The 17923-nt window shown below is 55.2% G+C and carries 18 protein-coding genes; 7 read left to right on the top strand and 11 right to left on the bottom strand.

Features of this window, described 5'->3' with window-relative positions:
* Positions 1 to 101: 101 nt before the first annotated feature.
* From BN8_RS10080 to BN8_RS10070, 3 genes are read right to left on the bottom strand one after another with little or no spacing between them, the layout of a single operon-like run.
* Positions 102 to 2222, bottom strand: a complete 2121-nt coding sequence (locus BN8_RS10080) for a xanthine dehydrogenase family protein molybdopterin-binding subunit (protein ID WP_009281749.1) — start codon at positions 2220 to 2222, stop codon at positions 102 to 104.
* An 18-nt stretch (positions 2223 to 2240) separates the two neighbouring features.
* The gene (locus BN8_RS10075) at positions 2241 to 3263 is read right to left on the bottom strand and encodes an FAD binding domain-containing protein (RefSeq protein WP_009281748.1); all 1023 of its coding nucleotides are present in this window, start codon (positions 3261 to 3263) and stop codon (positions 2241 to 2243) included.
* Between the two features lie 15 nt (positions 3264 to 3278).
* Complete coding sequence (locus BN8_RS10070) at positions 3279 to 4079, bottom strand: 2Fe-2S iron-sulfur cluster-binding protein (protein WP_009281747.1); 801 nt, start codon at positions 4077 to 4079, stop codon at positions 3279 to 3281.
* Between the two features lie 175 nt (positions 4080 to 4254).
* On the opposite strand from BN8_RS10070, the gene BN8_RS10065 reads away from it, so the two are divergent.
* The 5 genes from BN8_RS10065 (at position 4255) to BN8_RS10045 (ending at position 8887) form a co-directional block, all read left to right on the top strand.
* Complete coding sequence (locus tag BN8_RS10065; RefSeq protein WP_009281746.1) at positions 4255 to 5376, top strand: alpha/beta hydrolase; 1122 nt, start codon at positions 4255 to 4257, stop codon at positions 5374 to 5376.
* A 128-nt stretch (positions 5377 to 5504) separates the two neighbouring features.
* On the top strand, positions 5505 to 6179 hold the full coding sequence (locus BN8_RS10060; protein ID WP_040005701.1) for a SatD family protein: 675 nt from the start codon (positions 5505 to 5507) through the stop codon (positions 6177 to 6179).
* A 6-nt stretch (positions 6180 to 6185) separates the two neighbouring features.
* Positions 6186 to 6938: a DUF3307 domain-containing protein gene (locus BN8_RS10055; RefSeq protein ID WP_009281744.1), complete on the top strand. Its 753-nt coding sequence runs from the start codon at positions 6186 to 6188 to the stop codon at positions 6936 to 6938.
* Between the two features lie 109 nt (positions 6939 to 7047).
* Positions 7048 to 8016: a GlxA family transcriptional regulator gene (locus BN8_RS10050; RefSeq protein WP_009281743.1), complete on the top strand. Its 969-nt coding sequence runs from the start codon at positions 7048 to 7050 to the stop codon at positions 8014 to 8016.
* On the top strand, positions 8009 to 8887 hold the full coding sequence (locus tag BN8_RS10045; RefSeq protein ID WP_229367881.1) for a DJ-1/PfpI family protein: 879 nt from the start codon (positions 8009 to 8011) through the stop codon (positions 8885 to 8887). The genes BN8_RS10050 and BN8_RS10045 overlap by 8 nt, the downstream gene beginning before the upstream one ends.
* 124 nt (positions 8888 to 9011) lie before the next feature.
* Here the strand turns inward: BN8_RS10045 and BN8_RS10040 are convergent, their stop codons facing one another.
* Positions 9012 to 9224: a hypothetical protein gene (locus BN8_RS10040; RefSeq protein WP_040005700.1), complete on the bottom strand. Its 213-nt coding sequence runs from the start codon at positions 9222 to 9224 to the stop codon at positions 9012 to 9014.
* Positions 9225 to 9552: 328 nt separating this feature from the next.
* Here BN8_RS10040 and BN8_RS10035 point away from each other — a divergent pair, with 328 nt between their 5' ends.
* Positions 9553 to 11238, top strand: a complete 1686-nt coding sequence (locus BN8_RS10035) for an ELWxxDGT repeat protein (RefSeq protein WP_009281740.1) — start codon at positions 9553 to 9555, stop codon at positions 11236 to 11238.
* 59 nt (positions 11239 to 11297) lie between these two features.
* Here the strand turns inward: BN8_RS10035 and BN8_RS10030 are convergent, their stop codons facing one another.
* The 4 genes from BN8_RS10030 to BN8_RS10015 form a co-directional block, all read right to left on the bottom strand.
* Positions 11298 to 12236 (bottom strand): SGNH/GDSL hydrolase family protein, encoded by a 939-nt coding sequence (locus BN8_RS10030; RefSeq protein ID WP_009281739.1) that lies wholly within the window; start codon positions 12234 to 12236, stop codon positions 11298 to 11300.
* A 137-nt stretch (positions 12237 to 12373) separates the two neighbouring features.
* Entirely contained in the window at positions 12374 to 12766 is a 393-nt protein-coding gene (locus tag BN8_RS10025; RefSeq protein WP_009281738.1) for a DUF5991 domain-containing protein, read from the bottom strand.
* 39 nt (positions 12767 to 12805) lie between these two features.
* Positions 12806 to 13066: a hypothetical protein gene (locus tag BN8_RS10020; protein WP_009281737.1), complete on the bottom strand. Its 261-nt coding sequence runs from the start codon at positions 13064 to 13066 to the stop codon at positions 12806 to 12808.
* Between the two features lie 17 nt (positions 13067 to 13083).
* A complete protein-coding gene (locus BN8_RS10015; RefSeq protein WP_009281736.1) occupies positions 13084 to 13911 on the bottom strand; it encodes an alpha/beta hydrolase in 828 nt (275 codons plus the stop codon).
* A gap of 208 nt (positions 13912 to 14119) precedes the next feature.
* Between BN8_RS10015 and BN8_RS10010 the strand changes: the two genes are divergently transcribed.
* Entirely contained in the window at positions 14120 to 14596 is a 477-nt protein-coding gene (locus tag BN8_RS10010) for a VOC family protein (protein ID WP_040005699.1), read from the top strand.
* 280 nt (positions 14597 to 14876) lie between these two features.
* On the opposite strand, the gene BN8_RS10005 is transcribed toward BN8_RS10010, so the two are convergent.
* The 3 genes from BN8_RS10005 to BN8_RS09995 all read right to left on the bottom strand — a co-directional run bounded on the left by BN8_RS10005 (position 14877) and on the right by BN8_RS09995 (position 17889).
* Positions 14877 to 15641 (bottom strand): SDR family NAD(P)-dependent oxidoreductase, encoded by a 765-nt coding sequence (locus BN8_RS10005; protein ID WP_009281734.1) that lies wholly within the window; start codon positions 15639 to 15641, stop codon positions 14877 to 14879.
* A 147-nt stretch (positions 15642 to 15788) separates the two neighbouring features.
* The gene (locus tag BN8_RS10000; protein ID WP_009281733.1) at positions 15789 to 16700 is read right to left on the bottom strand and encodes a helix-turn-helix domain-containing protein; all 912 of its coding nucleotides are present in this window, start codon (positions 16698 to 16700) and stop codon (positions 15789 to 15791) included.
* Positions 16701 to 16761: 61 nt separating this feature from the next.
* The gene (locus tag BN8_RS09995) at positions 16762 to 17889 is read right to left on the bottom strand and encodes a glycoside hydrolase family 18 protein (protein WP_009281732.1); all 1128 of its coding nucleotides are present in this window, start codon (positions 17887 to 17889) and stop codon (positions 16762 to 16764) included.
* Between the last annotated feature and the right edge of the window lie 34 nt (positions 17890 to 17923).

Genomic DNA, 17923 nt, shown 5'->3' with positions numbered 1-17923 from the left:
TAGCGTCAAATGAGCTTTTCTGTCATCCCGATGCCAGGAGGGATGACAGAAACCGGTCCGTACGACTCACTGTTTTTCTATAATTCACGGTAGTTACTACGTTACAGCAGCTTATCAGGCGTTATGGGCAGTTCGCGGACGCGTTTGCCGGTGGCGTTGAAGACGGCGTTGGCGACGGCCGCAGCTACCCCCACAATGCCCACTTCGCCGATGCCCTTCACGCCCATTTTGTTGGAGATAGTGTCGTTTTCCCGAACGAAGATGACCTCCATGTTGCCAATGTCGAGGTTGGCCGGTACGTGATAATCGCCCAGTGAACGCGTCACGAAATTACCCCAGCGCGGGTCCACCACCGACTCTTCCGTCAGGGCCATGCCGATGCCCCACACATTGCCACCGATGATCTGCGACCGGGCCGTTTTTGGGTTCAGAATGTTGCCTGCCCCCGTCACGGCCAGAAAGCGGGACACCCTTACCATCCCCGTCGACGCGTTGACCCGTACCTCGGCAAAATTCGCGTTGAAGCTGTGCGATGAATACTCGTCCGCTCCCTCCGGTGCTTTGGAATCCGCCCGGGCCTGGAACGTATCAATCCGTTCGGCAATCATCACCTGCGACGCGGTCGGCCGGGCGAAATACTGTTTCCCCGATCGCGCAATCAACTCATCCGTGATCTTGATGCAGGCATCATTCACTACGTTGGCGTAACTGATTGCACCGACCGACCCCACCGACCCCGCGGCCGGGGGCAAGGTGGAATCCCCGATCCGGACGGTTACGTTGCCAATGGGAAGATCCAGCGCATCGGCGGCCGTCTGGGCCAGTATCGTGTACGTGCCCGTCCCCAGGTCGGCAGCGGCCAGTTCAATCGTTGCCGTTACGTTGCTGCCTTCCCGCTTCAGCTTCACCAGGGCTGAACTCGGCCGTTGGTGCACCGGATACGTACCGCAGGCTACGCCGTAGCCAATCAGGTAGTCGCCTTCCCGCTGCTGGCGGGGCTCCGGCTTCCGCTTCTCCCAACCAAACGCTTTGGCCCCTTCCCGCAGGCATTGTACCGTTGCCCGCGACGACCAGGGTTTACCGTTCGACGGATCGCGCTCGGGTTCGTTTTTGATCCGAAACTCGATTGGGTCCATCTTCAGTTTGTACGCCAGCTCGTCCATGGCCGATTCGAGCGCAAAGCTGCCGGTTGACTTCCCCGGGCCACGCGTGTAGGTCGGCAGGATCAGGTTCATCGGCACCACCCGGTACGTAATGAGCGAGTTGGGCGTATCGTACATGAGCTTCGAGCAGTCGCCACACGGTTCCACAAACTCGTCTTTGATGGCGCTGTGGGTCGTAATCTCATGCGCCAGGGCGGTCAGTTTGCCGTCTTTGGTAGCCGCCAGACTGACCTTCTGCAAATTCCGCTGCCGCAGCCCGACTGAATTGACCATCTGCTGACGCGTCAGGGCCAGCTTGACCGGGCGGTTCACCATCCTGGCAGCCACGGCGGTCAGCACCAGGTTGGCCCACTGCCCCCCTTTGGAGCCGAAACCGCCCCCGATGTACGGCGAAACGATCCGGACATTTTCCGGTTTGATGTTGAGCGTTGCCGCCGTTGCCTGCTGAGCTCCGTTGACGATCTGGGAACTGTTATACAACGTCAGCTTATCCCCGTTCCATTCGGCAATGGTGGCATGGGGTTCCAGCGGGTGGTGGTGCTCAATCGGCGTAGCGTAGACCTCCTCGATTTTATACTCGGCCGTGCTGAGTGCCGCTTTCGCGTCGCCCCGTTTTTCGTCTTCCTTGTCTTTTGGTCGTACCGCGTCGTTGGCCAGTTTGTCGAAATCGACCTTAGCCGGTGCCTCATCGTACGTTACCTTAATCAGCCGCGACGCATGGCGGGCCTGCTCAAACGACTCGGCGACGATGATACCAATGTGCTGCCCGAAAAAATCAACGGCCGGACTTTGCAGCATCGCTCCTCCGCGAAGACCACCTCTTACGTTCAGCTTCGGCGCGTTCTTGTGGGTGATGACGGCCAGCACACCGGGCGCTTTTTCAGCGTCGGCGGTGTCGATGTCCTTGATCGTTCCGGCGGCAATGGTGCTTTTGAACAGAATGCCGTACGCGACGTTCTTAACCGGATGGTCGGTCGAATAATCTGCTTTGCCCGTCACCTTCAGAATACCGTCGATGCGGCTCACGGGTGTGCCGGTTACCTTGTTGTTATCGTTCATGGGATAGTTAGCTAACGATCAGGCTTTACCACCGTTGAAGGCCATCTGCAACGCCCGGACAATGCTCCGGTTACCCAGTTCAACCTTGAATTTGTTGTGCGCCAGGGGCCGGGCATCGGCCATTTCGGCCTCGGCCGCCTGTCTGAAATTCGCTTCGGTGGCTTCTTTCCCGACAAGCAGTTGCTCGGCTTTCAGCGCCCGCCAGGGTTTGTGGGCCACCCCGCCCATGGCGATCCGGGCCTGAACGATCCGATTCTCCTTCACCTCCAGCGCAGCCGCCACCGACACCAGCGCAAAGGCGTACGATGACCGGTCGCGTACTTTCAGGTAGTAAGAATGGTCGGCGAACCGGTTTTTGGGCAGCTCAATGGCCGTGATCAGTTCGCCGTGGTTCAGGTTGGTGTCTTTCTCGGGTGTATCGCCGGGGAGACGGTGGAAATCAGCAAACGCAATGCTACGTTCCTGCCCATCGGCCTTCCTGACCCTCACGGTAGCCTCGAGGGCAGCCAGGGCTATGGCCATATCGGAGGGATAAACGGCCACGCACTTGTCCGACCAGCCGAAGATCGCGTGCATCCGGTTGATGCCTTCCAGGGCACCACAACCACTACGGGCTGACTGGCCGTCCGGCTCGCGCTTATTGCAGGGCATCGACACCTCGTAAAAATACGGGCAGCGGGTTCGTTGCAGCAGGTTGCCGCCGTTGGTCGCCATGTTGCGAATCTGCCCCGACGCGCCGGCCAGAATCGCCTGCGTCAGCAGCGGGTAGTTCTGCCGGACCAGTGGGTGATTGGCCGCATCGGCGTTCCGGCCCAGACCACCGATCGAAAGGCCGCCCTGGTTGGGGCCGGACGTAATGGCTTTAATCTGGGTAAGCGGTAGCCGGGTGATGTCGATCAGCTCGTCCGGCCGCTCAACATCCTCCTTCATCAGATCGAGCAGGTTGGTTCCCCCGGCCAGAAACCGGGCATTGGGGTTGCTCGTCAGGCCCTGCACGGCCGAGGACGCGTCTTTAGCGTTAGTGAATCGAAAGGGTCTCATGGGTGTTGTGAAGGGTTAGCCGACAAACTGCCAGGTTTGCTCGACGGGTTTGCCGCTGTGGACTTCCTGAATAGCCGCCACAATATTTGGATACGCACCACATCGGCACAGATTCCCCGACATGCGCTCCCGAATCTCCTCGTTCGACAGTTGAACCGGTCCCGCCGTTTGCCGAACGTTCTCGGTAACGTAGCTGGCGTGTCCGTTTCTGGCTTCCTCCAGCAGGGCCACCGCCGAGCAGATTTGCCCCGGTGTGCAGAACCCGCACTGGAAGCCGTCGTGCTTCAGGAAAGCCGCCTGCATGGGGTGCAGCCGCACCGCCGACCCGTTCTGGCTCTGCGCCAGTCCTTCAATCGTCTGTACGCTCCGGCCCTCGCAGGTAGCCGCCAGGGTCAGGCAGGACAGGACCCGTCGCCCGTCGACCAGCACCGTACAGGCCCCGCACTGACCCTGGTCGCAGCCTTTCTTGGAACCGGTCAGTTCAAGTTTTTCGCGGAGGGTGTCCAGCAGCGTCATCCGCGAATCAACCGTCAGTTTTCGGGCCGCGCCGTTGACCTTGAACGATACGTTCACGCCGTTTTCGATGGCCGCCGACGCGGGTTCCGGGGCCGACGGTACGCTGAGCGGTCGGGTGAAGACCTGTTCCGCCACGGCCGAGTGTGCTGCCAGCAGTCCGCCACCGGCCAAAGTCATCAGTTTCAGGAAATGGCGTCTGTTTACCCCCGTATCCAGGATTTCGTCGAGGTCTTCGGGCATCAGGTCCTCAAACAGCTTCTTTTCGTCGTCGGTCAGTTGAGGGGTTTGGTTGTCTTCCATCAGGTACGTGTTGAGAATAAAGTGTATGAAGGTAAAAGACCTAATACTCTTATTTTTACGCGGAAAGGTATACTAACCATAACTTATTACGGGGTTGATTGTTGTGCAGGCGCACGGCCCGAGGGGATGTAGACGATTGTCGGGCAAAAGTAGAAATGGCCCGTACTCAACTTCTATGGCCATGCGTTGCTCTGCTCTCTCCCACTCCTTGCTCCCGGCCCGTAAAGCCGTTACGCTCCTGCTCCTTGTTGGGGCTCTGCTCAGTACGTTGATCACGCCCGGATACGGCCAGAACACACCCGCCCGGACCGGCACCGTCGAACGGATCAAGGTCCACGGCAAAGGGCTGGAAGGCAATCTGGCGGGCGACTCGCCGGATCGGGACGTATCGATCTACCTGCCACCGAGCTACAAGACCGACAAGAAACGGCGCTACCCGGTCATCTACTTCCTGCACGGTTTTACGGACAGCGACGATAAGTGGTACGGCCTGACGAAACACTGGATCAGCCTGCCCGCCGTGGTAGACAAGGCGCTGGCCGAGGGCAAAACGAAGGAGTTTATCATCGTGACGCCCAACGCCTACAACCGCTACTTCGGGAGCATGTACTCCAACTCGGTAACAATCGGCAACTGGGAAGATTACGTAGCGAAGGAACTGGTGGCCTACATCGACAAGAACTACCGCACCATTCCGCAAGCCGCCAGCCGCGGACTGGCCGGGCATTCGATGGGTGGCTACGGCACGATACGTATTGGGCAGAAGCATCCCGAGATTTTTTCCAGTCTGTACCTGCTCAGCCCCTGCTGCCTGATACCGGGCACGAACGGCCCCGGCAGTCCCGAGATGGCGACCAGACTGGAAGGTATCAAGACGCAGGGGGAACTGGAAAAAGCCGATTTCTTCACCAAAGCCATGTTTGCATCGGCGGCATCGTGGTCGCCAAACCCCAGCCAGGCCCCCTTTTATCTGGATTTGCCGGTGAAAGACGGCCAGCCGCAGCCGATGGTTACGGCGAAATGGACCGCCAACGCCCCCCTGGCTACGCTGGACCAGTACGTATCGAACATCCGGCAACTACGGGCGCTGGCCTTCGACGCGGGGTCGAAAGACGTAAGCATAGCGGCCAACATCAAAGTGCTGGACGGCATGCTGACCAACTACCAGATTCCGCACACCTACGAAGAATACGACGGCGACCACATCAACCGCATCGCCGAGCGCATCGAGCAAAAGATGCTGCCGTTTTTTACGGGGAGTTTGGCGGGTGAGGGAGTAAGAATAGGTCGGAAGTAGTACAGCAGACCTCAATACTACATTATACTAATCTAACTTTAGTATTGCAAAGAAAAACGACTGGCTAGTTCGTATTATAAGCTTGTATGCTTATAATTGCCCATTATAAGCTTATAGCCTTATATTGTATGTCAACAGTAGTTAGTAACGCACAATACGCAGTCTTAACGGGCGACATCGTGAACTCGTCTAAACTCAACGTAGCGGAGCGTGAAACTCTGCTAAGGTCTTTAACCAGTCTATTTGACAAAGATCAGGAGGGAAGCGAAAATGACCTCAAGCTGAAGGTAACTTTCGAAATCTACCGGGGCGACAGCTTTCAGAGTTTGCTCGATATACCCCAACAAGCCTTGCGGATTGCCCTGATCATTCGTACCTACTTACAAAGCCAGGTCAGTATTGATGATCGACTCATTGCTTCTGATGCTCGGATTGCCATCGGCATTGGGTCTGTAGACAGCGTCACTGCCACCCTGGCTGAGTCTAATGGCGAAGCATTTCGCTTTTCCGGTCGTTTACTCGACACCCTTAAGAAAGAGCCTAACCAGATCGCTATCAAAAGCCAGCAGCCAACACTCGATGATGAAGTGAATACGGCGTTGGTTCTACTGGAAGGTATTATTGGTAAATGGACCGCCCTGCAAGCGGAAGTCGTTTACTACAAATTGCAGAACCATACTGAGGTTCGTATCGCCGAACTACTTAAGGTGAAGCAGCCGGCCATCAATCAACGGGCCAAAGCAGCTTCCTGGGTAGCCGTTGAACGGCTATTAGCCCGGTACCAGGAATTAGTCACACCGTAACATCACATGACGCAGTTTTTTTCCAACGCGGAGAATGCTATTTTCTTTCGGCTTTTACTATCCCATCTGCTTACCGATTTTGTATTGCAGCCAACCTCTTGGGTTCTTCACAAACAGCAAAAGCTACTGCGATCAAAATACTTGTATTGGCATAGCCTGATCGCAGGTGCTTTGGCATACATACTCGTCGGTGCCTGGCAAAGCGTTTGGATCATTGCGTTTGTCGGAATAACACATGGACTGATTGATTACCTGAAATTGAGATATAGTGGTCCGCAGCCGTTGCGCCCGTTTCTGATTGATCAGGCGGCTCACCTTTCAATACTGCTGCTCACCTGGCTGTGGCTAACGAACAACTGGGATAACATGGGTAGATTAGTTGGCACCAGCCTGACTGAACAGCGTGTTGTGGCGGTTCTGAGTGGCTATTTGATCTGTACAACACCAGTTGGTTTCATCGTGGGTATGGCTACCAGTAAGTGGCAACGTCAACTAATTGATCCGCTTAATCCATCAGCATCCGACACCCTCGATGATGCTGGTAAATGGATTGGCATTGCCGAGCGGGTGCTTATTTTCTCATTTGTCCTGCTAAGCCAGTATGAGGCTATCGGATTTCTGATCGCAGCCAAATCGCTGCTTCGGTTTCGGGAAGGCGAGAAAGCGGCTAAGCAGTCGGAGTACGTACTAGTCGGAACATTACTGAGTTATGGTATGGCTATCCTGATCGGTTTGATGACTAAGCTTTCTATCGAATAATAAGCTCTACAGTAATAGCCATCAGTTAACTCCTGGCCCAAAATGTCCGCTCTTTGGCTCGCAGGGAAGCTGAGCATCGGCTACTTTTACTGCCTGACTCAGCCAAGCTATGTCGCCTACTCAGCAAGTCATCTTTGTTGTACCACCCCATGTACACGTACTGGACCTGACGGGACCGGTTCAGGTGTTTTACGAAGCTGCTGAGTACGGTTCGCCCTATCAGCTACGCTACTGCTCATTTCAGAATCAGGTGGTTAGCTCAGCGGGACTGGCGATGGGGCCGGTGCTGCCGTTTACGGACGTACAACCCCAACCCGGCGATCTGATCTTCGTACCGGGAATGGACATGGCCTACATCCGGTCGGCGGAGTTCAGGGCGGAACACGATTTTCTGGCCTGGCTTCGAGAGCAGCACCGCCAGGGCGTTACGATTTGCTCGGTCTGTACGGGCGCATTTATACTCGCCCAGGCCGGGTTGCTCGATGGCCGGAAATGTACCACCCACTGGAAACGCCTGGATGAACTGCAAACAACGTACCCGCGAATCGTTACCCAGCCCGACCGCCTGTTCGTGAACGATGGCGGCATCTACACCAGCGCGGGTATAACGGCCGGTATCGACCTGGCCCTGGCGATTCTGGAAGAGCAGCAAGGCTCGTTGTTTGCCTCGAAAATAGCCCGCGAACTGGTTGTGTATCTACGGCGCGGTCCCGAGCATTCGCAGAAAAGCGTGTACCTCGATTACCGCAACCACATGAACGTGGCCGTTCACCAGGTGCAGGACTGGCTGATCGCCAACCTGAAAACCAGGGCTACGTTAGACGAACTGGCCGAGGTGGCCGGTATGAGCACCCGCAACCTCACGCGCACCTTTCGCAAAGAAACCGGCATTTCCATTCATACGTATACCACCCTGCTCCGGCTGGAACTGGCCCGAACCCTCCGGCACAATCCCGGCATGACCATGGAAGCCATCGCCGAGAAGTGCGGCTTTCAGGATGCCCGCCAGCTCCGCCGTATCTGGCAGAAAGACGACTCCAAAACACTCTCAACCTCTTTGTTTCAACGTAATGCATAAGCTCATGAACCTGATCCTCCGTTACCGTTTTCTCCTGCTCGTTGCCGGTTGGCTGATCGCTACGTGTAGCCCTCTTCCGGCGCAATCAGTAGTAAAGAAAGACCCTTTGCTGGCGTACTACTGCGAGCCCTGCGGCAGTGCCTGCGATCTGGAACGGCACGACAAGCCCGGTGTTTGTCAGCATTGCGGCATGCCCCTTGTCGAACGTAGCGTTGCCCTGATGGACTCACTGGCGCGTAATCAGCAACAAACCAGGAAGCGGAACGTAGCCATTTTCATTCACGATGGCGTCGAGATTCTGGATTTTGCGGGTCCCAGCGAGGTCTTTGCCGCTACGGAGGGGTTCCAGGTCTATACGGTATCGCTCACCAAAGACCCGATCATCAGCCAGGGATTCGTTAAAATCGTGCCGACGTATGACCTGACCGATTGCCCACAGCCGGACATTGTGGTGCTGCCCGGCGGCAAGACCGGTCCTTTTATCAACAATAAGCCGCTTATTGACTGGATCAAACGCAGCTCCGAACGGGCCGAGGTGATGCTGTCCGTCTGTACGGGAGCCGGACTGCTTGCTAAAGCGGGCCTGCTGGATGGGAAGCAGGCGACTACGTTTCACTCCTACATCGAACCGCTGCAACGGGCAACGCCCAAAGCCCGGATTCTGCGCGATACACGCTTTGTCGATAATGGTCAGGTTATCACCACAGCGGGGGTATCGGCCGGTATTGATGGGGCGCTGCACGTAGTGGCCAAACTGAAAGGGCTGGCCGTTGCCACCCAAACCGCCCGCTACATGGAATATGACAAGTGGAAACCGGACGAAGGTCTGGTCGTGCAGCAAGCGGGCAAGGTGGCGGCCGATACCAAGTAGCCAGCACAAAGGATTGTGAAAACCACCTCAGACAGGTCTTATGGTTCTGCCTGGGGTGGTTTTCACAGTTTAAGCAGGTAACCCGGCGTTAGTTGGGTCAGCAGTTACACGGACAAAGTTACCGCTATTTATTGCGGCAGGAAACTAGAGTGGTTTCTGGCTGCGCTTTTACATTCTGCACGTACTGGTCCATCTCGGCTTTATTACAAAACTCCTTTGTCTGGTGCGACGCCTGCGTGGTGGTATACACGTCGCAAACGTAGCAGGTAGCATTAATCTTATCGGGCTGGCAGGACGATCCGGTGACCAGCATCAGGAACACAAATAAACGTTTCATCGTATTGAGCGTTGTGAGCGGGCGAAATAAGTTGCCCGACGCCCGGTTTACTACCCTACGCTCAATGCACCGGAAAATAGGATGGTCGTATTGCGCAAAAGCCGACCTCAATTGTGCATAGTCGGCGCTTGTTACGTATGCAACGCGTAAGACGAGGGTATGGAGTAAAACAGTCGATAATCGGATTACTACACGGTGCCAGTAAGCCGCTCCTTTTCTCAGACTGGCAGGGTAGCAAGCCACTTTATTCATAAGCCGCTAACTCAAAACTTTCAAGATAGCCTATTGATAGTCAGTAGATTTACCATATAACTACTGACTATCATATATGAAAGGATTTATACCAATACTATCGCTGGTGGGTTTCATTCTGCACCCGCTTTCGCTTTGGGCGCAGATTGGCCCGGCTGAACCAACGTCATTCTATATCGCCCGGGTGAAAGACATTAATCCCGTTTATAGCACGAGTGGCCCCAGTTGGTTGACCGATCTGAACGGCGTTCTTTATTTCACAGCCGAAAACGGGGTAAATGGACGAGAGCTGTGGAAATCTGACGGAACCGAAGCCGGTACAGTGCAGGTTAAAAACATCAATCTAAACGGCAGTTCAAGTCCTCAAAGCCTTATCAATTACTCGGGAACCCTGTTTTTTTCAGCCGATGATGGGAGTGTAGGCCGGGAGTTATGGAAATCCAACGGCACAGCCGCCGGCACGGAACTCGTTAAGGACATAAACCCGTCAGGCAGTTCCGATCTCAGTATCCCTGTACTAATGAACAACGTCCTTTACTTCTTTGCCGATAATGGAACCAATGGCCGCGAACTGTGGCGGTCCAATGGTACGTCGGCGGGTACGTACCTCGTGAAAGACATCAACCCAGCCGGCGATTGTGTCAGTTCCCCGTTGGTTAGCCCAACGATCATGAACGGTGTGCTCTATTTCGCGGCTCAGGATGCAAGTGGTCCAGGGGTTTGGCGGTCCGACGGAACAGCGGCCGGTACCTACCAGATTCACTCGCTTTCTGCCTTGACGATTGCTGGCGTTATTCAGGCAGTGCCCCCACAGCATTTGACGGTGGTTGGTGGACTGCTTTACTTTTTCTACCAGTACATCGACTCAGCCGATAAATTTAGGAACCGGCTCTATAAAACAAACGGCAGCCCTGGTTCAGCAACCCACGTGCAGACGCTTCCCGGAGGAGTGCACGAAACCATACCCTTTATGAATAAACTCTTTTTTGTGATGGAGAGCGGAAACAGCGACGAGCTTTGGTTTTCTGATGGTACGTCACTCGGTACCCAGCGCTTAAAAAACACGAATCCGTTTGGCGACGATCGGGTTTTCCAACTTACAACAGTGGGCAATACCCTTTTTTTTAGCGGCCAGAACGCACCTAATACGTTTTGCCTGTGGAAAACCGACGGAACAACGGCCAATACGGTTGTTGTGAAGGAAATATACGCATCTGGCCTGGATGCCGTCAATGGAAAACTGTTCTTCAAAGGTCCGGGCAGTCCCGGTATGGGCGGACCGGAACCCTGGATTTCAGACGGTACCACCCAGGGCACCCACCTGTTGAAAGATCTGAATCCCTACGGGCCGTCGGTGGGCACCACGCCTTTTGTGGCATCAGGCAACCGAGTATTTTTCGCGGCTCTTGAAAGCGACCACGGGGTTGAACTTTACAAGTACGTCCCTTGTACCTACTGTCCGGTGGGAAGCCGGGAGGCTGCCGATTTAGCGTTGGAAGTGTCCGACGACTTGCAGCTTCAGGTACAGCAGAATCCGATCATCGGGAAGACGCTGACGGTAGATATCAGCGGGGGAAATGGACAACCGTTGCAACTAAGTCTGGTTACTATACAGGGTCGTGTTCTGGAAACACGAAGCTTGTCGGGTCAGCCAGGCAAGCAGCGACAAGTTATGGAGGTAGGTCACCTGCCGGCCGGTTTACTGTTACTGCGAGCCAGTACTACCGATCAGCAAAAAGTTATTCGTCTCTGGAAACCCTGAACCAGCCTCATGCCCGTTAGTTTCATTGACAGGAGGAAGATACTGCATCTCGAATTGATTTACGGTGTCTTCCTCTGCTTCAATAACGCCCGGATCTGCCCTTCAATCTCATCGTACGTCTGCCGGGCTTCGGCCATCGGCACGCCGGGTGCCATCTCGGGGCGCTTGTGGCCCGTAGCCCTGAGCCAGGCGTTTTTCATGACGTTCTGGCGCCGGGCCACTAACGTAAAAATGGCTTCGCCTTGTGGCCGATCTGCCAGCGCTTCTGCTACCGACTGGGCCGACTCGACGTTCTCACCCAGGTACAACAGGACCGGTTTGGCCATCAGCCAGTGGCCCAGCTCGCCGGGATGTACACCGTCGCGGGCCAGCTTAAACGTCGAGTCGGTCTGCCGCTTTTCTTCCAGGTAGCGGGTCATCGGGAAATGAATATCGGCCACCTCCCACCGGAGCGAATCGCGCTGCGCCAGCAACCAGGTCGAATAGGCATCCAGCGTCCGGTTGTACCCCTGTGTTCCCAGCTTCGGATGGTCGTGAACCGGGGGCGTCAGGAAAATGATTCGTTTGGCACCCGCTTTCTCCAGTTCGGTGTGCAGCCACTTCATCCCTTCCCGGTAGGGCCTGAATCGTTCTTCGGCCAGGGGCATACTGATGCCGTCGTTCATGCCGTAGCAGGCAAACACGACGTCGGGCTTCGTCTGGGCCAGCACCCGGCTGAGCCGTTCGTGCAGATCGGGCCGGGGAAAGCGCCCGTCGGCATGGTTGGGCTCACTCAGCCCCGATACGGTTTCGCTGGGCAGTCCGACGTTGATAAATTCGTAGTGCTGTTTCGGGTAGTGGGTCAACAGATAGGCTTCGACAACGGCCACGTACGTACCGGCATACGTAATGCTGTTGCCCAGAAACAACACCCGCTTCGTACCTTTCGGAAACGGTTTGGCCTGCCCCCGCGTCAGGGCACAAAGGAGAACCAGCACCAGTAAGAGTATCTTTTTCATCAGGAATGGTAGCCGCCGACTCAGTTACAACGTAGAGGGCTTCGTGCTTTACAGCCCACTGGGTCAGGTCTACGGGAAAAGCATCGTCGGCCGCCAATCTAACCGCAACCCAGGAAACGCAACGGCTCCGGGAAGAGCTACTTCGTCTTCTGCACGACGATTCCTCCGTCGAAAATCTGCTGCCATTGCCAGGTCACCCGGCTATTGCTGCGTTTCAGTACGAACAGGGGTTCGTTGATCTTAACCCGGTCTTTGGCGTAGAAGGCCCCATCCGTAACCGAGCGAAAGTATACCTTCAGCGTCGACGGATCGCCGGTTGCGACGCACTCCAGCGTGTAATGCGTCTGAATCCCCTCCGCGTGAACCTCGCATACATTCAGGCCTCTGTACTTGTCCCGGACGCTGATGGTGTACGTCACGCCCTCCCGGTGCTCCCCCGACCATTTCCCCATCCATCCATCGGTCTGCTGACCGCCGAACAGTCCTGCTGCCATCAGTAGCCAACGAGTGATCAATACGACGTTAACCATAGTAATAAGCGTTTTGATGAAGGTGCCTGCGTTTCGTTGTCAGGATCGCAAAAAGACATAGATGCCCCACCCAACCAGCACGGACTCAATGATCCAGATCGACAACGGATTGCGGTGGGTGGCCCGCCGAATCACGTAATGCACGCCCAGCGCCCCGGCCGCAATGGGAATACCGAACATGAACTGAAGGACGTTGTTCTGGCGGTCCATATCGACAAATCCGTACAGGATCATGATCACGCCCATCAGCGCGACAATCCGAAGCGGGGTGACTATATCAAATACCCTCAATAGATTCATACGTTATACAACGTACTTCACCCCGGTTTTTGTTTGTCAAAAAACTGCCGCATGAACAGCAACTGGTACGTAACGGCGTTATTCCAGTAGGCCCAGTTATGGGCACCGGGCCGGGCAATGTAGTCGTGGGCAATGTTCCGTTCCAGCATTTTCTCGTGCAGGTTGTTGTTGACCCGGAAGAAGAAATCGTCGGTGCCGCAGTCGATTAGCAGGGTCAGTGATCCGGGTGTCAGCAGGTGCAGCAGGTTAATGACCGTGTTCTGCTCCCAGCGTTCGGGCTGCTGGGCGTAGGTACCCAGGCGTTTGGCGATGTCCCAGTTGTTGGGAAACGGCCGGATGTCGACTCCGCCACTCATGCTGCCCGCGGCTCCAAACACGTCCTGATGGCGGAATGCCAGGTACAAAGCCCCGTGACCGCCCATGCTCAGGCCCGTAATGGCGCGTCCCTGCCGACTTTTGATTGTCCGATAATGGCTATCCACCCAGGCCACCAACTCGCTGGCTACGTAGGTTTCGTAGCGGAACGACGGATCGACAGGGCTATCAAAGTACCAGCTTCCAAAGTTGCCGTCCGGACAGACGACAATGACATTGTTCGCATCGACGGTCTTGCCCAGCGCGGGGGCTTTCTTTACCCAGTCAGCGTAGTTGCCGCTGTAACCGTGCAGCAGGTACACGACCGGAAACTCGCGGTCGCCGGTGTACGAATCGGGCGTAACCACCACCGCCTTAATGGTTTTCTTCATCGACGCGCTGTACGTATCGACAGTATCTACTTTGGCCGCCTGAACCCGGCCGATCATCAAACAAAACGAAAGCAGGAAGAAGGTACGTAGGGTAATCATTCAATGGGTTGCTTAGGGACGGTAAAGTAAACGGATGAAGTAATGTTTTTAAAAGAATCTCCGTCCAAAACCTACCCATAACCTTTATTCAGGCTGAAAGCTGCGGCAAGCCAGCCTGTCGCAATCGCCCCGTAGAATGACGGATTTACACCCCTCCTGTCGGTGCTACGTACGGTACCTTTGTTTCGGAACCAAACCAGTAAACAACATGCAGACGATCACCACATTCCTGACGTTTAACGACCAGGCCGAAGAAGCAGCGAAGCTGTACACGTCCATCTTTCCGAACTCAACCATTACCAAAATCACTCGTAATGGCGAAGGTGGCCCCGGTCCAGCCGACCGCATACTATCCGTTGTCTTTCAGTTGAATGGTCAGGAATTCATTGCTCTGAATGGTGGTACACACTTCAAATTTTCTGATGGAATTTCCTTATTCATCAATTGCGAAACGCAGGCCGAGGTCGATCACTATTGGGAGAAGTTGTCGGAAGGCGGTAAAGAAGGTCCCTGCGGCTGGCTCAACGACAAATTTGGCGTATCCTGGCAGGTAGTTCCGTCGAAGCTCGGGCAGTTCCTGCAGGACGAAGACCCGGAGAAAGCCAAACGGGCCATGGCCGCCATGATGACCATGAAAAAGATCGACATCCAGGCCCTGGAGGAAGCCGTTGCCGAACCGGTGTGAGGTAGTCAGGCGTTCGCGGGGTAATTGGTACCCGCCCGTGCGGTGAGGTTCCAAACCTGACCAGCGAGGTTTCTCAAAACCTCCTGTACATATGCTTAACGAGTTTTTGAGAAACCTCTTTTGTCATCCCGACGTCAGGAGGGATCTTCGGTGGCTGGAGAAATGTTAGTCTCACCCGAAGATCCCTCCTGACGTCGGGATGACAAAAAAGCTACTATGCTAGACTGGTAAACAATGGATGGCAGCCATCCATTACTCACGTTTTATTACTCCTCAATCCTTACAGCCCCTGGCCGCCCGATACTTCGATGCGCTGGGCGTTGATCCAGCGGGCTTCGTCGGTGCAGAGGAACGCGACTACTCCGCCGATGTCGTCGGGCAGCCCCACGCGACCCAGCGCCGTAATACTGGCAATCTGCTTGTTCACCTCCGGATTGTCCCGCACAACACCCCCACCAAAATCAGTAGCGATAGCGCCGGGCGCCACTACGTTGACGGCGATACCGCGCGGCCCGAGTTCCTGCGCCATGTAGCGTGTCAGGGTTTCGACAGCCGCTTTCATGGCCCCGTATACCGCCCGCCCAGGGTACGTCAAACGCGCCAGGCCCGACGATAGGTTGATGATTCGCCCGCCGTCGTTCAGGATGGGCAACAGGTGCTGCGTCAGCAACAGAACGCCTTTAAAATGAATGTTGAACATCTCGTCAACAACTTCCTCGCTGACGTCGCTGACGGATGCGTTCGATGCGGTTCCGGCGTTGTTGATCAGGAAGTCAAAACGGTCCGTGCCGAATGTATTGGTGAGCACACTGGTCAGTTGCTCCACGAAGACTGAGAACCCCGATACGTCGCTGGTGTTGAGTTGTAGCGTAGCGGCTTTCTGCCCCAATTGTTCAATTTCGGCTACGACAGCCTCTGCTTCGGCTTGTTTGCTGTTGTAGGTTAAAATAACGTTGATGCCTTTTTGAGCCAGGCTCAAGGCCATGTTCTTGCCCAGACCACGGCTACCGCCGGTCACCAGGGCGATTTTTGCGTTTGCAGACATTGGATGGATTGGTTTATACAGCCCGGCGACAGGTGCTTACTGCCTCCCGGCGTTTACTAAACTATTGACTGTACAAAGGTGCAGTCAAAACCGATCCTTCTGTTTGCGCGCATCAATCCGTTGTTTGCAAAAATCAAACCATCGACCTTAAACCCGATACGCAACGGGCGACAGGGTCGTCTGCTTCCGAAAAAAATTGGAGAAGTGGGCTACCTCTTCGAAACCCAGGCTATTGCTGATTTCGGATACGCTCCAGTCGGTCTGCTTCAGCAGAATTTTGGCCTCCTGCGCAATTCGATTGCTGATGATCTCGGTGGTGGTTTTACCCGTCTGCGCTTTCAGCACCTTGTTGAGATGATTGACGTGTACGGCCAGTTGCCCGGCGTATTCTTTGGCTGTACGCAGGCGCAGTTGCTGCCGTGGCGATTCAATCGGAAACTGCCGTTCGAGCAGTTCGATAAACAGCGAGGAAATGCGGGACGAGGCCGTGTGCGTCGGATAAAGCGACGTTGCCGGCTGCAACTTCTGGCCGAAGTGAATCAGTTCGAGAACGTAGGTTCGCAGCAGGTCATACTTGTAGGCATAATCGGAAGCCAGTTCTTTCTGCATCTTCCTGAAAATATACCGGATTTCGTCCGTTGCCTCGTCAGACACCTGAAAAACAGGCACCGAACCAGGCTGGTAGATGGGCAGATCGTCGAGTACAACCCCGCTTTTGCTGGGCAGCATAAACGCATCCGTAAACACGCAGAACGAGCCGGACTGCTGGTCGTCGAGGGGGTAGTAATGGTAGGGGATTTTAGGCGTAGCAAACAGCAGGGCGTTCGTTTCGATCTCGATAACCTTATCGGCGTATTCGGCCCGGTTGCGTCCACAGATCAGGCTGATTTTGTAATAGGCGCGCCGGTTGTACGGCATTTCGCCCCCGCCTTTGCGGGCTCTGATCGCGATCATATCAGCAATCTGAAACACGTTGAAGTGCCCGACCTCCTTATTGATCTCCGCCGGAACGAGCAACGATGTTTCCTTATAAAAATCGTCGATGGTTCTAACCTCCATAGCTACCTTTGTTTGTAAAATTCAAATATAGACAAAGGGTTCGAATTTATCATACTGTCGATCAGTCCCCCCGAAACTGCCGGTTGATCTCGCTCAGCAGGTACGCGTTCGGATCGCTGAAATACTCCCAGAACATCACCCCGGCCAGACCGTTCTCTTTTACGTACCGGCACTTTTCCCGTACCGACTCTTCGTCGTCGTACGATACAAACCGCTTCAGGTCCTTATTGTACAGGTAGGGCGCTTTGGCTTTACGGTCCCAGTAGCGTTTGTAAGCCGGATTAGTGAGAAGGCTGTCTTTAATGAAGGTATAGCCCCCACCCCGTTCCACCTTTGTGATGGTCCGCGGATGTTTGCGGGGGTTGTCGTGCTGCAACTGCCACGCCCGGCCGTAGAAGGCCACCCCCAGCACGAGCTTTTCGGCGGGGACCCCGGCTTGTTTATACAACGCCACGGCCCGGTCACCCGACTGTTCATTGTCTACCTTACCCGATGCGTAGAGGTTCGTGTGGTGCCCGGCCAACGGCCCGCCGGTGAAGTGGTCGTACGACATCACGTTGATGTAGTCCAGGTACTGCTGCGCCTGAGCCATGTCGGTATGCGTAAAAATGGCAGGAAAGCCGGGCAGCGCCGTCGTGACGAAGTACTCCTTACCGGTCTGCTGCTTCAGGCCATCGAGCTGCTGCCGGAGGGCTTTCAGCAGCAGGGTGAAATTCTCGCGGTCCTCGGGCCGGAATACATTGTCTTCGCCTTTCATGCCGGGATACTCCCAGTCGATATCGATGCCGTCCAGCCGATGCTGCCGGACAATGTCCACCGCCGAAGCCGCGAAGGCTGTGCGGGCCGTATCGCTCAGCACGGCATCGGAAAAGTTTTCGCTCCAGGCCCAGCCGCCAATGGAGATCAGCACTTTCAGTTCCGGATTACGCCATTTCAACTCGTTCAGCTTCCGGAAATTCGTCGTATCGGTTTTGAGGTTGTGCAGCCACGCCCGGTTGTTTTTAATATCGACGAAGGCGTAGTTGATATGCGTGAGCTTTTCGGCCGCAATCTTCTCGGCATCCACCAGCCCCCGGAAGCCACCGACGTAAGCCAGCACTATGGGTTTTGGGGGTGGAGCCGGGGTAAAACTGAACACGAGCAACGCCGTCAGGATTAGTAGGAAACTGAATAGAAAAAGTCGAGTCATGGTAAGGTGTTATGCATAGATTGATGTTGTTCCG

This window comes from Fibrisoma limi BUZ 3, from assembly GCF_000296815.2.
Taxonomy (GTDB): Bacteria; Bacteroidota; Bacteroidia; order Cytophagales; family Spirosomataceae; genus Fibrisoma; species Fibrisoma limi.
The sequence above is the reverse complement of the archived record's forward strand: the minus strand, read 5'-3'. Positions and strand labels throughout refer to the sequence as shown.

What these genes read in the sequence shown, in the direction of transcription:
- BN8_RS10065 (WP_009281746.1), top strand. Translation starts at nt 4,255, where the DNA reads ATGGCCATGCGTTGCTCTGCTCTCTCCCACTCCTTGCTCCCGGCCCGT.
- BN8_RS09995 (WP_009281732.1), bottom strand. Translation starts at nt 17,889, where the DNA reads ATGACTCGACTTTTTCTATTCAGTTTCCTACTAATCCTGACGGCGTTG.
- BN8_RS10000 (WP_009281733.1), bottom strand. Translation starts at nt 16,700, where the DNA reads ATGGAGGTTAGAACCATCGACGATTTTTATAAGGAAACATCGTTGCTC.
- BN8_RS10005 (WP_009281734.1), bottom strand. Translation starts at nt 15,641, where the DNA reads ATGTCTGCAAACGCAAAAATCGCCCTGGTGACCGGCGGTAGCCGTGGT.
- BN8_RS10015 (WP_009281736.1), bottom strand. Translation starts at nt 13,911, where the DNA reads ATGATTACCCTACGTACCTTCTTCCTGCTTTCGTTTTGTTTGATGATC.
- BN8_RS10040 (WP_040005700.1), bottom strand. Translation starts at nt 9,224, where the DNA reads ATGAAACGTTTATTTGTGTTCCTGATGCTGGTCACCGGATCGTCCTGC.
- BN8_RS10080 (WP_009281749.1), bottom strand. Translation starts at nt 2,222, where the DNA reads ATGAACGATAACAACAAGGTAACCGGCACACCCGTGAGCCGCATCGAC.
- BN8_RS10010 (WP_040005699.1), top strand. Translation starts at nt 14,120, where the DNA reads ATGCAGACGATCACCACATTCCTGACGTTTAACGACCAGGCCGAAGAA.
- BN8_RS10050 (WP_009281743.1), top strand. Translation starts at nt 7,048, where the DNA reads ATGTCGCCTACTCAGCAAGTCATCTTTGTTGTACCACCCCATGTACAC.
- BN8_RS10060 (WP_040005701.1), top strand. Translation starts at nt 5,505, where the DNA reads ATGTCAACAGTAGTTAGTAACGCACAATACGCAGTCTTAACGGGCGAC.
- BN8_RS10055 (WP_009281744.1), top strand. Translation starts at nt 6,186, where the DNA reads ATGACGCAGTTTTTTTCCAACGCGGAGAATGCTATTTTCTTTCGGCTT.
- BN8_RS10045 (WP_229367881.1), top strand. Translation starts at nt 8,009, where the DNA reads ATGCATAAGCTCATGAACCTGATCCTCCGTTACCGTTTTCTCCTGCTC.
- BN8_RS10020 (WP_009281737.1), bottom strand. Translation starts at nt 13,066, where the DNA reads ATGAATCTATTGAGGGTATTTGATATAGTCACCCCGCTTCGGATTGTC.
- BN8_RS10035 (WP_009281740.1), top strand. Translation starts at nt 9,553, where the DNA reads ATGAAAGGATTTATACCAATACTATCGCTGGTGGGTTTCATTCTGCAC.
- BN8_RS10030 (WP_009281739.1), bottom strand. Translation starts at nt 12,236, where the DNA reads ATGAAAAAGATACTCTTACTGGTGCTGGTTCTCCTTTGTGCCCTGACG.
- BN8_RS10075 (WP_009281748.1), bottom strand. Translation starts at nt 3,263, where the DNA reads ATGAGACCCTTTCGATTCACTAACGCTAAAGACGCGTCCTCGGCCGTG.
- BN8_RS10025 (WP_009281738.1), bottom strand. Translation starts at nt 12,766, where the DNA reads ATGGTTAACGTCGTATTGATCACTCGTTGGCTACTGATGGCAGCAGGA.
- BN8_RS10070 (WP_009281747.1), bottom strand. Translation starts at nt 4,079, where the DNA reads ATGGAAGACAACCAAACCCCTCAACTGACCGACGACGAAAAGAAGCTG.